This window comes from Variovorax sp. J2L1-78 (assembly GCF_030317205.1).
In the GTDB taxonomy this organism is placed as follows: Bacteria; Pseudomonadota; Gammaproteobacteria; order Burkholderiales; family Burkholderiaceae_C; genus Variovorax; species Variovorax arabinosiphilus.
The window spans coordinates 833050-845938 of the sequence record NZ_JASZYB010000003.1 but is presented as its reverse complement, the minus strand read 5'-3'; the positions used below and the strand labels follow the sequence as shown (position 1 = coordinate 845938).

At 66.1% G+C, this 12889-nt stretch carries 14 protein-coding genes; 10 read left to right on the top strand and 4 right to left on the bottom strand.

Translation table 11 applies throughout. The annotated features are described in order from the left end of the window. Nucleotides 1–116: 116 nt before the first annotated feature. Nucleotides 117–1322: a porin gene (locus tag QTH86_RS22410; protein ID WP_286648355.1), complete on the bottom strand. Its 1206-nt coding sequence runs from the start codon at nt 1320–1322 to the stop codon at nt 117–119. Between the two features lie 273 nt (nt 1323–1595). On the opposite strand from QTH86_RS22410, the gene coq7 reads away from it, so the two are divergent. Next, nucleotides 1596–2225, top strand: coding sequence for a 2-polyprenyl-3-methyl-6-methoxy-1,4-benzoquinone monooxygenase (coq7, locus tag QTH86_RS22405; protein WP_286648420.1), 630 nt, complete (start codon nt 1596–1598; stop codon nt 2223–2225). Nucleotides 2226–2234: 9 nt separating this feature from the next. On the opposite strand, the gene QTH86_RS22400 is transcribed toward coq7, so the two are convergent. Further along, nucleotides 2235–2684 (bottom strand): OsmC family protein, encoded by a 450-nt coding sequence (locus QTH86_RS22400; protein WP_286648354.1) that lies wholly within the window; start codon nt 2682–2684, stop codon nt 2235–2237. 206 nt (nt 2685–2890) lie between these two features. On the opposite strand from QTH86_RS22400, the gene QTH86_RS22395 reads away from it, so the two are divergent. Then, complete coding sequence (locus QTH86_RS22395; protein WP_286648353.1) at nt 2891–4135, top strand: porin; 1245 nt, start codon at nt 2891–2893, stop codon at nt 4133–4135. An 89-nt stretch (nt 4136–4224) separates the two neighbouring features. Here the strand turns inward: QTH86_RS22395 and QTH86_RS22390 are convergent, their stop codons facing one another. Continuing rightward, nucleotides 4225–5379, bottom strand: a complete 1155-nt coding sequence (locus tag QTH86_RS22390; protein ID WP_353505997.1) for a site-specific integrase — start codon at nt 5377–5379, stop codon at nt 4225–4227. Nucleotides 5380–5822: 443 nt separating this feature from the next. Between QTH86_RS22390 and ilvA the strand changes: the two genes are divergently transcribed. Continuing rightward, the gene (gene ilvA / locus QTH86_RS22385) at nt 5823–7403 is read left to right on the top strand and encodes a threonine ammonia-lyase, biosynthetic (protein ID WP_286648352.1); all 1581 of its coding nucleotides are present in this window, start codon (nt 5823–5825) and stop codon (nt 7401–7403) included. A 14-nt stretch (nt 7404–7417) separates the two neighbouring features. On the opposite strand, the gene QTH86_RS22380 is transcribed toward ilvA, so the two are convergent. Continuing rightward, nucleotides 7418–7909, bottom strand: coding sequence for a type II secretion system protein N (locus QTH86_RS22380; protein ID WP_286648351.1), 492 nt, complete (start codon nt 7907–7909; stop codon nt 7418–7420). Between the two features lie 76 nt (nt 7910–7985). Between QTH86_RS22380 and gspG the strand changes: the two genes are divergently transcribed. The 7 genes from gspG (at nt 7986) to QTH86_RS22345 (ending at nt 12887) form a co-directional block, all read left to right on the top strand. Then, the gene (gspG, locus tag QTH86_RS22375; RefSeq protein ID WP_286648418.1) at nt 7986–8426 is read left to right on the top strand and encodes a type II secretion system major pseudopilin GspG; all 441 of its coding nucleotides are present in this window, start codon (nt 7986–7988) and stop codon (nt 8424–8426) included. Further along, entirely contained in the window at nt 8401–8913 is a 513-nt protein-coding gene (locus tag QTH86_RS22370) for a prepilin-type N-terminal cleavage/methylation domain-containing protein (protein WP_286648350.1), read from the top strand. The genes gspG and QTH86_RS22370 overlap by 26 nt, the downstream gene beginning before the upstream one ends. Then, complete coding sequence (gspI, locus tag QTH86_RS22365; RefSeq protein WP_286648349.1) at nt 8910–9272, top strand: type II secretion system minor pseudopilin GspI; 363 nt, start codon at nt 8910–8912, stop codon at nt 9270–9272. Before QTH86_RS22370 ends, gspI begins: the two co-directional genes overlap by 4 nt. Nucleotide 9273: 1 nt before the next feature. After that, a complete protein-coding gene (locus tag QTH86_RS22360; protein ID WP_286648348.1) occupies nt 9274–9921 on the top strand; it encodes a PulJ/GspJ family protein in 648 nt (215 codons plus the stop codon). Next, a complete protein-coding gene (gspK, locus tag QTH86_RS22355; RefSeq protein WP_286648347.1) occupies nt 9918–10940 on the top strand; it encodes a type II secretion system minor pseudopilin GspK in 1023 nt (340 codons plus the stop codon). Before QTH86_RS22360 ends, gspK begins: the two co-directional genes overlap by 4 nt. Nucleotides 10941–11076: 136 nt before the next feature. After that, nucleotides 11077–12282 (top strand): type II secretion system protein GspL, encoded by a 1206-nt coding sequence (gene gspL / locus QTH86_RS22350; RefSeq protein ID WP_286648346.1) that lies wholly within the window; start codon nt 11077–11079, stop codon nt 12280–12282. Next, the gene (locus QTH86_RS22345) at nt 12279–12887 is read left to right on the top strand and encodes a type II secretion system protein M (RefSeq protein ID WP_286648345.1); all 609 of its coding nucleotides are present in this window, start codon (nt 12279–12281) and stop codon (nt 12885–12887) included. Before gspL ends, QTH86_RS22345 begins: the two co-directional genes overlap by 4 nt. Nucleotides 12888–12889 lie beyond the last annotated feature (2 nt).

The following is a 12889-nucleotide window of genomic DNA, read 5'->3' as shown; positions in this document are numbered from 1 at the left end:
GCATGCACCATTGTGGGAGCACACCGTCACCTGCGCGCAGACATAAAAAAAGTCGCCCGGCTTGCGCCGGGCGACCTTGGGTTCATCAACCAAAGCTGGCCGAAGCCAGCCAGGCATTAGAACGAGTGACGGATACCGAATTCGTAGCCGTTGGAGCTCTTGGCTTCGCCAGTCACGAAATTCGCGCTGGAGGCACCAGAAGCTGCGGAGCCGAGCGAACCATTACCTTGGTTCAGGTTGGTACCGGAAACGAGAGCGGAACCGTCCTTGTTCGAGGTATGAGCAACCGTGGCGTACAGCGCGGTGCGCTTCGACAGGTTGTGCACATAGCCCAGTGCGAACTTCGTCGCGCGCGGGTCGTCGCCCGGGCCTTCGAAGCTGTAACGAGCTTGACCAACGCTAGCGCGGATCAGGCCAGGGCCGACCGGTGCAGTGGCACCCAGCAGCCAGCCGTTGATCTTCGGCTTGGTGGTACCAGCAGCGGTTTCGTTCTCGACACGAACTTGCGACAGTTCGCCGAACAGCTTCACAACGCCGAGGTCATACGAAGCGCCAAGGTTGAAGGTCTTAACCTTGCTCTCGAGGGCGGTCACTGCCGGGATACCCAATGCGAAGGGAGTCGGCGCAACAGCAGCAGCTGCCGCACGATCAACAGCCTTGTTTTGACCGTAAGCCAGTGCAACGTCCAGCGGGCCGTTGGCATAGCCGAAGCGACCGCCAGCGTAACGACCTTGCTGCGATTGGAAGCCGGTGTTGCTGCTGACGTTTTCGTCGAAACCGTACATCACTTGACCGTAGAAACCACCCAGGTTCGGCGGCAGGAAGTAGCCAACGCTGTTGCTCGAACGCGTGTAGTTCGGGTCGAGGGCGCTAGGCGTGTTGTGCGCGACATTGATGACGCTGGTGCCAACGCCATTGGTGCCGAACGGATCGAACGTGGTGTCGTTCCAGAAGGTCGGCGTGAAGTCACGGCCCAGACGGACTTCACCGAAGCCACCCGACAAGCTCACCGTCGAACGGCGGTTGAAGTAGTTAGAGCTGGAGATCGTTCCGTTGTCGTTGCCCAGGGGAGCTTCGAGCCAGAAACCAGCAGCCAGACCGCCACCGAGGTCTTCCGTGCCACGGAAGCCCAGACGGCTCGAGTTGTAACCCGAGTTCGACAGACCGTATTGCTTCTGCTTGACGCTGCCAGTGGCCGTGTTCGTCTTTGCATCAACGTAGCTCACGCCAGCGTCAACGATACCGAACAGGGTCACCGACGACTGAGCCGAGGCAGCACCGGCGAGAGCCAGGGCAGCCAGAGCAACTAGGGATTTTTTCATTGCAAGTTTCTCCAAGGTTAAACATAGGGCTCCGGTGCAGAGGGCGCACTGTGCTGGACACTTTGTGCTCCCACCGGACCCCGGGCCAACCTCCTTTTGGGAAGTTGTAGCTATTGCACCAGAGCCGTCGCAGCAGAGCAAAAGAATTCACCTGAAATGTCGAAAGGGCTGGTGGTTTCGTTGCAGAGTCGCAACAAGCGCCGCGACAGCCCCATGGCGCTGCGGAAAGCCATGCATCCCGGGTGGCAGGCGCGCGCAGGTCAAAATGACGGCATGCCTTTCTCGTCCGATTCGATGCTGATCGCCGCCGATGCCGCCTTGCGGACCCTGTTTGCCAAGCCGCACGCCAATCGGCCGCCCCCATTGCCGAACGGCCCTCCCGGCAGGCTAAGTGACGCCGATCGCAAGGAGGCCGGCGCCCTGATGCGCGTGAACCATGTCGGCGAGGTCTGCGCCCAGGCGCTTTACACCGCCCAAGCCGCAGCGACACGGGACCCGGCCCTGCGGGCGCACCTCATGGCGGCCTCCGCCGAAGAAACGGACCATCTGGCCTGGACCCGACAGCGGCTGGACGAACTGGGCGCCCATCCTTCCCGCCTCAACCCACTCTGGTATGCCGGCGCCTTCGGCCTGGGCCTGGTGGCCGGACGGTTGGGTGACCGGGTGAGCCTCGGCTTCGTCGCGGAGACCGAACGCCAGGTGGAAGCCCATCTCGACGGGCACATGGCCAGGCTGCCGGCCGGCGACACCGCATCGCGCGCGGTGGTGGCACAGATGAAGCTCGACGAGGCCCGCCATGCCGCGGAGGCCCGAAACGCGGGTGGGCTCGAACTGCCGACACCCGTCAAAGGGCTGATGCGCATGGCGGCGCGAGTCATGACGACGGTCGCGCACCGCATCTAAGCGATGGCGTCAGACCTCCACCAGGTCGAAACTGGTGGTGATGTCGGCCATCTTGCCGAGCATGATGCTGGCCGAGCAGTAGGTCTCGTGGCTCAGGGCGATCGCCCGCTCGACGGCCGCCGGCGGGATGCCCTTGCCCGCCACTGTGAAGTGCATGTGGATCTTGGTGAACACTTTCGGATCCGTTTCGGCCCGTTCGCTCGTCAGCTTGACGCTGCAGCGCTCGACCTGGTGGCGGCCGCGCTTGAGGATGAGCACCACGTCGTAGGCCGTGCAGCCGCCGGTGCCCGCCAGCACGGTTTCCATCGGTCGTGGCGCTAGGTTGCGACCGCCGTTTTGCGGCTTGCCGGCGTCCGGCGCGCCGTCCATGACCAGAACGTGGCCACTGCCGGTTTCGGCCACGAAGCCCATGGATGAATCCGTTCCGGCGTTGCCGGTCCAGCTGACTGTGCATTCCATATCTGTGCAAACTCCAAGAAGAAAACCGTGCGGCGCGCCGATGGCGCAGCAATCTGTGTGGGAAAAGCATCACCGCTTGTTGCATTGCAGCAAACAGTCGATATACTTTATTTCATCGCGCACTTTCCGGAGTGCGCACCGGTTGTCTCCTCCACCCTCTCAATTGGTGGATTTAGCCCCGAGTCGCAAGACTCGGGGCTTTTTTCTTGCGTGTCCGAGGAGGCGCAAGGGCAGCTGCTCTGGCTGCCCTGGCTCTCGCCGGTGCTGCCTCGGCTCAGTCGTCGGTGACCCTGTTCGGTATCGTTGACGCTGGCGTGAGCTACGTTGATGCAAAGACGAACACGGCCACTGGCAGCGTCAAGCAGAAGCAATACGGTCTGTCGAACTCGGGTTACAACTCGAGCCGTCTGGGCTTCCGTGGCACGGAAGACCTCGGTGGCGGTCTGGCTGCTGGTTTCTGGCTCGAAGCTCCCCTGGGCAACGACAACGGCACCGTCAACAATGCCAACTTCTGGAACCGTCGTTCGACCGTGAGCCTGTCGGGTGGCTTCGGTGAAATCCGCCTGGGTCGTGACTTCACCCCGAGCTACTGGAACGACACGGTATTCGATCCGTTCGGCACCAACGGTGTGGGTTCGAGCATCATCAATCAAGCGCACGATCGCAACACGACCTTCCTCGTCGGCGCTGCGCGTGGTGGTCTCGCCGACGGCTCTTACACCCGTTCGAGCAATAGCATCGGCTACTTCCTGCCGCCGAACCTCGGTGGTTTCTACGGCCAAGTGATGTACGGCTTCGACGAGAACATCCACGCCGAGAACCAGTTCAACTCGCAGCAAGGTCGTTACGCTGGTGGCCGCTTCGGCTATGCCAATGGCCCGCTCGACGTGGCAATCGCTTATGGTCAAACCAAGGCGGTGGATCGCGCAGCAGCAGCAGCAGTGGCGCCTACGCCTACCGCTCTGGGCGTCGCAGCGGTCACGGCTCTCACGGGCACGGTCAAGACGTTTAACCTGGGTGCTTCCTACGACCTCGGCGTCGTGAAGCTCTTCGGTGAACTGTCGCAAGTCAAGAACGAGAACGAACTCGCAGCAGGCACCATCAATGCCAAGGTAAACGGCTGGCTGCTCGGTGCTACGGCGCCTGTCGGTTCGGGCCTGATTCGTGCGAGCGTTGGCCAAGCTCGTGCTAGCCTGGACGGCGTTGGCGATGACCCGCGTGCTACCAAGTTCGCTCTGGGTTATGTGCACAACCTGTCGAAGCGCACGGCGCTGTACGCAACGGTTGCCCACACGTCGAACAAGGATGGCTCGGCTGTCACGACTGCGACCAACCTCAACCAAGGCAATGCCCAAGCTTCGCCCTCGGGTGCGTCCAGCGTTAATTTCATTGGCGGCGGCGAAGCCAAGAGCTCCAACGGCTACGAATTCGGTATTCGTCACTCGTTCTAAGCCAACCTATGTTGATGTTGGCATTCGCCAACCTCAGCCGCAAGGCTTCAAAGCCGCCCAGCGCAAGCCGGGCGGCTTTTATGCTGAGCCTAGGTGGCTCGGCCACGCCTGCTTTGCAGCAGGCCCACATTCATTTCGCCGTTCAGCACGGATGCATAGAAGCGTTCAACCATGTTGACGCTCGTCCGTGCATTGCGCGCCAGCGTGAGCATATCGATGCCCTGCCCATACAACAGCCGGAACGTGATGGCGGTGTGGCGCAAACAGTAGAGCGTCCGCGTCTGCCCCTGTGGCCCTTTTCCCAATCCGCTTTCGGCAAGCGTCCATTGAAAGAAGAAACCCAGCACCGCCAATGCGTGCTCACGGTTCTTCAGTTGCGGCATGAAAAGGTAGTCCTCGGGATCGGCCAAGCCTTGAGCGCGGCGGCGCGCAAGCAGATGCTCATAGACCTGCACCGCCGGACGCAGACTCACCATTGGCTGGCTGTGCCGCTTGGTCTCAGGCAAGCGCATACGCAAATAGAGATGCTTGCCGCGCACGATCTCGATGTGCTTGTGCTTGATGAACTTGATGTCGCTCGGCCGCACGAAGGTATTGACCATCCATCGGATCAGCCACGGCAGTTCTTCGGGCATCGTCAGCAGATCGCGTGCGATCCAGAAACGCTCCCCGGCCCCCAGTTCCTCGAGCTTCGGGTGCGGCAGGCCGCGCAAAGCCGTCGCAGTCGACACGAGCTGCCGGTATTCCGACGCATTGAAGCTACCTCGAGGCTGACTCCGCACCTTCACCTTCGGAAACGGTGGCACCTCGTACAGCACACCGGTCTGAACGCCATGCATCAACACCTTGCGCAGCAAGATGAGGTATTGCGAGATAGTCGTACTCGTGAAGCCTTGCTCGCCAAGGTGATCGATCAAACGTTGCACATCGGACGATGTGAACGCCGTCGCGGCTATCACACCCAGCAAGGGAACGATGTGGGCGCGCAATCGGTTGCCCATCACCTGCCACGTCGCACGTCCAATTTCCCCACGCTGCACGCGCGTGGCTTCGGCAAGCAGGAGGTCCTCCGAGAGCTTACCGACAGAAATTGATAACAGATTTTGCCAATTGGTCGGCGAGTCAGCGCGCATGGGGCTCGCGGAATGCGATCGCCTCAAAAAACTGAAATCGTTGGCCGCAGGCTTATTGGTAAAGACATTTATGACATTTATCTGCATGCCATTGGCTGTAAGCAATGCCAATGCCGCCTTCGTCGCGAGATTGCAGCGACAAGACTGACATGGTCGAGAATGCTGTCGCCGCTCTAGCCGCTGATGCTCGAGTCCCGGCGGCAGATCGGTGAAGTATCCGGAGGCATGCCTGTTCGAAACGCCGTTTCTCCATCAACAGGGGAGCAGACGGCAGCAGCGCGAAAATTTCTACGGGTGGTTCGTGTTCTCCAAAATAGTCCCTGCGGGCTCTGCCAAATCCAAACGTCCCACGCGAACAAATAGCAGCCCCGCTTCAGGGCCGTCGTCGACTCAATCACAAAAGCGAAAACTCGGGGAGCATTACAACGGCGAATGACCGTCGCGAGTGCTCAGCAAAGGAATCATGCTGTTCGCGAAAGCGAAACAATGAATCAATGGACGACGAGCCGGTCCCGGGGATTTGGTCTGCACGGGTACTATCCATGGCTCCCACCATGAATACTCCTCCGACACACGCTGCAGGCAGGCCGCAAAGCACCGCACTCACCCCCGCCGACTACCTCAAGCGCATCCTGACCGCGCGCGTCTACGACGTGGCCGTCGAGTCAGCCCTGGAGCCGGCGCGCGCGCTGAGCGCCCGACTGGGCAACACGGTGCTGCTCAAGCGCGAAGACCAGCAACCGGTCTTCAGCTTCAAGCTGCGCGGCGCGTACAACAAGATGGCGAAGCTCACGCCCGCCCAGCTGGCGAACGGCGTCATCTGCGCCTCCGCGGGCAACCATGCGCAGGGCGTGGCGCTCAGCGCGCGCACCCTCGGCACCCGTGCCGTGGTCGTGATGCCGGTGACCACGCCGCAACTGAAGGTCGACGCGGTACGCGCGCTCGGCGGCGAGGTCGCGCTGTTCGGCGACAGCTACTCCGACGCCTACGGCCACGCACTGGAACTGCAACAGGCCCAGGGCCTGACCTTCGTCCACCCCTTCGACGACCCCGACGTGATCGCCGGCCAGGGCACCATCGCGATGGAGATCCTGCGGCAGCACCAGGGCCGGCTCGACGCCGTGTTCGTCGCGATCGGCGGCGGCGGATTGATCTCAGGCGTGGCGAACTACATCAAGGCGGTGCGCCCCGAGATCAAGGTGATCGGCGTGCAGATGAACGACTCCGACGCGATGATGCAGTCGGTGGCGGCGCACGAACGCGTGACGCTTTCCGACGTCGGCCTGTTCTCCGACGGCACCGCGGTGAAGCTCGTCGGCGAGGAAACCTTCCGCATCGCGCGCGACCTGGTGGACGAATTCGTCACCGTCGACACCGACGCGGTCTGCGCCGGCATCAAGGACGTGTTCATCGACACGCGCAGCATCGTCGAGCCGGCCGGCGCCCTGGCGGTCGCCGCGATCAAGCAGTACGTCGAGACGCACGGCACGCAGGGCGAGACCTACGCGGCGATCCTCTGCGGCGCCAACATGAACTTCGACCGCCTGCGCTTCGTGGCCGAGCGCGCGGAAGTCGGCGAGGAACGCGAGGCGCTGTTCGCCGTGACCATTCCGGAGGCACGCGGCAGCTTCCGTCGCTTCTGCGAACTGGTGGGCCAATTGCCCGGCGCGTCGCGCAACGTCACCGAATTCAACTACCGCATCAGCGATGCCAGGGAAGCGCACGTCTTCGTCGGCCTCACGACGACCATGCGCGGCGAATCGACCACCATCGCGCAGACCTTCGTGGCGCACGGCTTCGGCGCCATCGATCTGACGCACGACGAGCTCGCCAAGGAACACATCCGCCACATGGTCGGCGGCCGCACCGGCCTCGCGCACGACGAGCGCCTGCTGCGCTTCATCTTCCCGGAGCGGCCGGGTGCCTTGTTGAAGTTCCTGAGCCTCATGCGCCCGAACTGGAACATCAGCCTGTTCCACTACCGCAACCAGGGCGCCGACTACGGCCGCATCCTGGTCGGGTTGCAGGTGCCTGCGGGCGACCACGGCGCGTTCGAGGACTTCCTGAAGACGCTGGGCTATCCATACGTGGAAGAAACCGGCAACCCGGCCTACCGCCTGTTCCTGCAGGCCTGAACCCGCGAGCCGGTTCAGCTGCCCGCGGTGACCGGCGTCGGCGCGGCCGGAATGGCCATCGGGCGCACTGGCAGTTGCAAGATGAGCGCCGTCGGGCCGTCGAAGCTGCCCCCCAGCGCCGCGCTGCGCGGACCGACCGACTGCAGCACGAAGCCGTCGGCCAGCATGCTGCCGACCCGGAAAGGCCGGGCGGGCTTGCCGTCGACGGCGATCAGCGCCGCGCCTTGCTGCGCGGTGTCGGCCACCACGCCCAGCAAGGAGAAACGGCTCGCGGCCTCGGGCGCGGCAGCGACCTCGGTCTTGGCCGTGACCACACCGAACATGCGCGCGACGGCAGCCGGGTCGATGGACGCGGTCGGGGCGCGCGCCACGGGCGGCGGCACCATCGCATCGGTCGGCGCCGCCAGCCGCAGGCCCCAGAACACGACACTCGCCGCGGCCAGGGCCCAGAGGCCCAGCGTGGTGGTGGCCACGGGCCAGCGCGAAGAGGCGTAGGGAAGCGTCATGAGGCCGGATTATCATGCAGCGAACGCCCCCGAAGGCGACAACACCATGTCAGCAGACGACAGCCACCACTTGCCCATGCCATCCTTCCGCCGCCCCCTCGCACGCGCTTTGCAGCGCGGCTTCACGCTCATCGAACTGATGGTGGTGCTCGTCATCATCGGCGTGCTGGCCGCGCTGATCGTGCCCAACGTGATCGGCCGCGCCGACGACGCGCGCGCCACCGCTGCCAAGACCGACGTCAACAACCTGATGCAGGCGCTGAAGCTCTACCGGCTCGACAACCAACGCTACCCCACGGCGGAGCAGGGCCTGCAGGCGCTGCTTGCGCGGCCGACCACCGGCCCGGCCGCCCCCAACTGGAAACCCTACGTCGAGAAGCTGCCGAACGACCCGTGGGGCCGCCCGTACCAGTACCTGAACCCCGGTATCAAGGGCGAGATCGACGTGCTCTCGCTCGGTGCCGACGGCCAGCCCGGCGGCGAAGGCAACAATGCCGACATCGGCAGCTGGCAATAGCCGTACTCGCCAGTCGGGGCCCGCCGGCGCCGCGCCACGCCGCCGTCGCGCCGGGTTCACGCTGCTCGAACTGCTGGTGGTGATCGCCATCATTGCCATGGCGACGGCCGGCGTCGGCCTGGCCTTGCGCGATTCCGGCCAGGTGACGCTCGACCGCGAGGCGGACCGGCTGTCGGCCCTGCTCGAATCGGCCCGCGCGCAGTCGCGCACCAGCGGCACCATCGTGCTGTGGCGGCCGACGCCGCAGGGCCCCAGCGCCTTCGTCTTCGACGGCCTGCCGCCGGGCACGCTGCCGAGCGACTGGCTGGCCGAGGGCATCAGCGCCCAGCCGGCGACCGCCGACGGCCGGTTGCTGCCGGCGCTGCAACTGGGGCCGGAGCCGATCATCGCGCCGCAGCAGGTGCTGCTGACCAGCGACACCCTGCCGGTGCGCACGCTGCGCATCGCCACCGACGGCCTGCGCCCCTTCGCCGTGGTCGCCCCATGACGCGCCGCGCCGCCGGTTTCACGCTGATCGAGGTGCTCGTCGCGCTCGCGATCGTCGCCATTGCGCTGGCCGCAGGCACGCAGGCCACGTCGGCACTCACCCGCAATGCGCAGCGGCAGACCGATGTGATGCTGGCGCAGCTCTGCGCCGAGAACGAGCTGACCAAGGCGCGGCTCGCGCGCCAGATGCCGCCTGTTGGAACCGGCACCGTGGTGTGCACGCAGGCCAACGTGGCCTTCACGGTGGCCGTGTCGACCACGCAGACGCTCAACCCCAACTTCCGTCGCGTGGACGTGCGCGTGCGCGATGCGGCGGACGCGCAGATCCTCCAGGTCTCGACCGTGGTGGGACGCTACTGACATGCGCCGTCGTCACCACCGCGGCTTCACGCTCATCGAACTCATGGTCGCCATCGCGGCCATGGCGCTGCTCGCCCTGATGAGCTGGCGCGGGCTGGACGGCATGACGCGCGCGCAGAGCGTCACGCAGGCGCGCGGCGACGCGGTGCTCACGCTGCAGACCACGTTGTCGCAGTGGGCGACCGACCTGGACGCGACCATCGCGCTCGCGCAGCTGCAGCCGATCGACTGGAACGGCAGCGTGCTGCGCATCACCCGCCGCAGCGGCGACCCCACCCGGCCCGCGGTGGTCGTGGTGGCGTGGACGCTGCGCACCGACGCCGCCACCGGCGCGCAGTGGCGACGCTGGCAGTCGCCCGAGGTGACGACGCGCGCCGACTGGCAGCAGGCCTGGGAACGCGCCGCCACCTGGGCGCAGGACGGCGGCACCGTCGCCGGCGGCGCCGAACTCACGCTGATGCCGCTGGAAAGCTGGCAGCTTTCGTACTTCCGCAACGGCGTCTGGACCGCGGCGGTCAATGCCGAAGGCCTGGCGAACGCCATCCCTGACGGCATTCGCCTGGTGCTGAACCTGCCGCCGGGCACCGGCCTCACCGGCGTGCTGACGCGAGACTGGGTCAAGCCAACCGCCGTGGCGCCCAAGACATGACCATGCGCACGCACTGCACGTCCCGTTCGCACTCTGCCCGTCAGGCCGGCGCCGCCCTGCTGGCCGCCATGCTCACGGTCACGCTGGTCGCCACCTTCGCGGCCGGCGCGTTGTGGCAGCAGTGGCGCGCGACCGAGGTCGAGGCGGCCGAGCGCGCCCGCGTGCAGGCCGCCTGGGTGCTGATCGGCGCGCTCGACTGGTCGCGGCTCATCCTGCGGGAAGACGGGCGGGCGACCAGCGGCACCGACAACCTGAGCGAGCCGTGGGCGGTTCCGCTCGAGGAAGCTCGGCTGACGAGCTTTCTGGCCGGCGACAAGAACGTCTCGGCCGACGAGCTCGACGGCCTGCCCGACGCTTTCCTGTCGGGCCGCATCGTCGATGCGCAGTCCAAGCTCAACGTGATGAACCTGGTGGAGAACGGCAAGCTGATACCTGAGGCGGCCGCATCGTTTACCAAGCTGTTTGAACTACTGGGGCTGCCGACGCAGGAGGTCGCGGTCATGGCCAGCGCCTTGCGACGCGCCAGGCCGGCGCCGGCCGACCCCGCCACCGGCGGCGTTGGGGCCACCACGCCGACGGACGACAGTACGGCGCCGCTGATTCCGCAGCAGCTCGCGCAGATCGTCTGGTTGGGCGTCTCGCCGAGCACGGCGGCGGCGCTGGAGCCCTACGCCACAGTTCTTCCCATCAAGACCACACTCAATGTCAACACCGCCAGCGCGGAGGCCCTCTTCGCGGCCGTGCCCGAACTCGATCTGGCAGGCGCGCGGCGCGTGGTGCTGCAACGCGCCGGCGGCTATTTCAAGTCGCCTGCTGACGCATTCCCGGTTACCGGCACCAAGCACCTCGACACCAAGGCGCTCGGGGTCGCGACCGGGTTCTTCGAAGTCCACGGGCGCCTGCGGCTGGAAAACCACTGGGTCGACGAGCATTCGCTGGTGCAGCGCAACGGCACCGACCTGACCATCCTGTGGCGCGAACGTGGCGCCGGCGCCACGGTGACTCCCGGCAAATTGTGAACTCGAACGTTCTGACACAGTTTTAAGTTAAAAAACCCTGCCGAGGTCCGTCCGGATTGCCTTGATCGCTATCAAGTCCATAGCGTTTCGGTGCCGTCGACTTCTACAATGGTGACCCTTTCTTCTTACCGATCCCATGCCGCTTCTCATCGTCACCCTCCCGCCCCCTCCGGTCCCGGCCGGCGGTGAGTTCGGCTGGGTGATGTGGTCCAACGACGGGCGCAAGTACCGTTCGCGCGGCAGCGCCCTGCCCTCGCTGCTGCCCACCAGCGACGAGGTCATGCTGACGCTGCCCGCCGCGGCGCTGTCGTGGCACCAGGTCACGCTGCCGCAGGGCAGTCTGAGCGGCGCGACGCGGCTGCGCGCGGTGCTCAACGGCCTGCTCGAAGACCGCCTGCTCGACGACCCCGACAGCCTGCACTTTGCGCTCGAACCCGATGCCGCCGTCGGCAAGCCGGTCTGGGTGGTGGCTTGCAACCGCGCCTGGGTGCGCGGCGCGGTCCAGGCGCTCGAAGCGGCCGGCCGCCGCGTCACGCGCATCGTTCCCGAATTCACGCCGCAACCGGCTGGCGCGCCGCCGATGGTGTTCGCCACGGGCGATGCCGACGACGCGTTCATCACCCTCTGCGATGCGCAGGGTGTGCTCACGCTGCCGCTCGACAGCGCGGCGCTGGCGACCCTGGGCGCCTTGCCCGAAGGGGTGAATGCACTGGCCGAACCGGCCGTGGCCGAGCAGGCCGAGAGCCTGCTGGGGCGGCCCGTGCCGATCGTGAAGCCCGCTGTGCGCTGGCTCGAAACCACGCGTACCGGCTGGGACCTGGCGCAGTTCGACCTCGCCTCCACCGGCCGCGCCCGTGCCGGCAAGAAGCTCAGCGCGATCGCGCAGGCCCTGTGGCGCGCGCCGCAATGGCGCGCCGCACGCTGGGGTGCATTGACGCTGGTGCTCGCGCAACTCATCGGCGTCAACGCCTGGGCCTGGAAAGAGCGCAACGCGCTCGAAGCCAAGCGCGGCAGCATCCGCAGCATCCTGGCCCAGACCTTTCCCTCGGTGCAGATCTACGAACCGCAGGTGCAGATGACACGCGAAGTCGCCACCCTCCAGCAAGCCACCGGGGGCGTCTCGCCGGCCGACCTCGAGCCGATGCTCGCGGCCCTGGCCGTCAGCCTGCCGGCCGGCAAGCTGCCGACCGCCATCGACTACAGCGCCGGCCAGTTGCGGCTGCGCGGCCTGGGGCTCGGCATGGCCGACACCAATGCGCTGTCGACGACGCTCGCCTCGCGCGGCTACAACGCGCGCAGCGAGGGCGACCTGCTGCTGGTCCAGGCCGAGGCCACCCGATGAACGCCTGGATCGAAGCCCTGCAAGCCCGTTGGCAGGCCTGGTGGCCCGAGCTCGCTCCACGAGAACAGCGCATGGTCGTCATCGCCGGGACGCTGGTGCTGCTGGCACTGGTCTGGTGGGTTGCGCTGGCGCCCGCCCTGCGCACGCTGGCCACCGCGCCGGCCGCCCATGCGGAACTCGACGCGCAACTTCAGCAGATGTCCGCGCTGCAGATCCAGGCCAAGGCGCTGCAGTCGCAGCCACGTGCCAACCGCGAAGACGCATTACGCGCGCTCGAAACCTCGGTGCGCCAGGGTCTGGGGCCGAACGCCCAGATCCAGGTGGCCGGTGCCGGCGCCGGCGACGGCGTGCTGGTCACGCTGCGTGCCACGCCGGCCGACGGTCTCGCGCAATGGCTGGCGCAGGCGCGCGGCAATGCCCGGGCGGTGCCGCGCGAAGTGCACCTGACGCGAACGCAGGGCGGCATACAAGCGCCCGTGCGCGCACAGGGCGCCTTCCCGAGCGGCCCGGGCGCCGCCAACGCAGCGGCAGCGGCGGCTGCCGCCGCTGCCGACACGCGCGTGCGCTGGGACGGCACGCTCGTCATGAACCTGCCGGCGCGCTGACA